This window comes from Pseudomonas sp. CFII64, from assembly GCF_000416235.1.
In the GTDB taxonomy this organism is placed as follows: Bacteria; Pseudomonadota; Gammaproteobacteria; order Pseudomonadales; family Pseudomonadaceae; genus Aquipseudomonas.
The window spans coordinates 1-258 of sequence record NZ_ATLO01000041.1; the positions used below are offsets into that span (position 1 = coordinate 1).

The 258-nt window shown below is 61.6% G+C and carries 1 protein-coding gene; it reads right to left on the reverse strand.

All coding sequences use genetic code 11. The features are described 5' to 3' along the window. Positions 1–258: hypothetical protein (locus CFII64_RS30070; protein ID WP_020292226.1), on the reverse strand; the 258-nt coding region annotated here is incomplete at both ends.

Sequence of the window (258 nt, forward strand, 5' to 3'; positions counted from 1 at the left end):
GGGCGTCGCTGATGTCGCCGCTGGCGGCCAACGGGTCGTAGCCAGACGGACCCAGCGCCAGGGTGACGAACAGCTGGCTGACAAAATGAAATGCCGCCGCGTAGTTGAAGCCCTCCAGGCTCATGTGATCGGCCAGGCATTGTTCGGTCTGGCGCTGTTGCAGGCATTCGCTGAGCAATGACTGGCTCATTTCCTGCTGACGCCACAACTGGGCGCGCTCGCTGCTCGCGGTAAAGCGATTGATATCCAGGCGACCTT